Below are 1,910 nucleotides of genomic sequence, written 5' to 3' on the forward strand. Positions count from 1 at the left end.
AACGGGCACCAAGATGCCGGGCACGGGATCCTCCCGTGGTGGTACAGCAGCTGTTTTTGTTGGTGCAGGAGCATGTCCCGGGCCTGCCGATGAGACCTGTGCAGGTGTATCTGGCGGGATGCCGGAAACTTCCCCGAATGTTTCTGATGAGTGGCTGGCAAGAACCCGCTCGTTTCCACCCGGGTTTCGTGCTCCGATGGCAAACAGGGAGAATCCGGAACTTTCAGCCGAGAAGTACATCTGGCCGTTCTCGGTCTTCACCCAGGTTGTGGGCAGGCTTTGCCAGGCTCCATTTGTATAGTGATGCAATCCGAAATCGTCCCTTGAGAACTCCTGTCCGTCCGCCCATTCCTGTGGTACGGAGAACAGGATTGTTACCGAAGTTATCGTGGTGTACCGGGCAGGGTTGATCTCAACGTACTGGTAGATCGGGAAGTCCAGTTCTGGTATGCCCTGTGGAGGACCCCAGCGACTGAACGCGGTCACGACAATATCCCGCACGCCGGTGCCGGTTACCGTTACCTGCCTGATGGCAGAATTCCCGCCAACGTTAACGTTCTGTGTTCCAACAACCGGCTCTGCACGGGACACCGGCCAAGAATCCGAGGTTGAGCTCAGCGAGCTGCCGCCTACTGAAGATACGGATCCCGGTGATGCCGGTGCCGATGATGACGTTACCGCTCCAAGACCCACAACGCCAAATGTTGAGAACCCGCCCGGAACGGTAATCTGGTACGTGGATACACCTCCAGAGGATCCGAGGTACGTTGCCGTCAGCACCGTGCTGGTGCCGCCGTGGGTCCAGACAACCGCAATACCCCCGGAATTCCGCTCGCGGAATGCATCAGGTACCGTGATGGTGAGGACCGAACCGGTGATGGAATCCATACCGGTTGCCGTGATCTCAAAGACAAGGGCCGTCTCGTTCATACCGCTCCCGAGCAGCGACCCGTAAGCAGCGTTCAGGCTCTCATTTGCGCCCATGAATGTGAAACTGATATCGCCGCCGTTGTCATAGGCCGATGCAGAGATGTTTGCCTGGAGGGTGGCCGTGCCTTCGGGAATACTGGCAGTCATCACCGGTGTAACGAGCAGGACGCCGGTTACAGTCCCGGTAAGATTTCCGGTCGTGTTGCCCACCCCGCTCGTGCTGAAGATGATCTGGTCAAAACCGCCCAGGTTGTTTACGATGATCTGGTCGCCGTTGAACGATGCATCTCCTCCCGCGCCAGTGAGATTGATCGATATCTGGTTGCCGGTGAGCGTGCTTCCTGGAGGGAGCGTTGCACTGGTGCCGGCTGTGCTGTGGGTAGAGATATAACCGGTTCTTGTGGTCGTGTTGAATCCTGAGCTGTTGGTGATCCGGAGCGAGACGTCGAACACTCCCACCGCATTATACCCGTGCGACGGGTTCTCAAGCACGGATGTACTGCCATCGCCAAACGTCCAGAGAAATGCTGTGGGGGACATGGAATCTGATGGTGCGGAGGAGAACTGGACCGTGAGCGGGACTGCACCCGAGGTGGTATCTGCAGTGAACGCGGGCAGGGGCTGGGCACCCAGCGGTGCCGGCGATGCGGTGATATAGCCGGTCATCGTTGTTACATTTGTTCCGGAACTGTTGGTGATGCTGAGCGCGACATCATAGGTTCCGGGGATTGAGTAGGTGAATGTCGGGTTTGCGAGAGCTGATGTATTGCCGTCCCCAAACGTCCAGAGGTAACCGGTCGGGCTGGCAACAATAGAATCCGCGGACGAGAACTGTACGGCTAACGGTGCATTTCCTGCTGTCGTGTCAGCGGTAATGACGGGCACCGGGAGAACCGGGGATGGCGGTGAAGTGACGGTGATGAAACCGGTCATCGTTGTTACATTTGTTCCGGAACTGTTGGTGATGCTGAGCGCGACAT

The 1,910-nt window shown here is 57.6% G+C and carries 1 protein-coding gene; it reads right to left on the bottom strand.

Features of this window, described 5'->3' with window-relative positions; translation table 11 throughout:
• A partial coding sequence (locus CW742_RS11445; protein WP_292420503.1) for a PKD domain-containing protein occupies positions 1-1,910 on the bottom strand: 1,910 nt, incomplete at both ends.

Source organism: Methanoregula sp. (assembly GCF_002835825.1).
Lineage (GTDB): Archaea > Halobacteriota > Methanomicrobia > Methanomicrobiales > Methanospirillaceae > Methanoregula.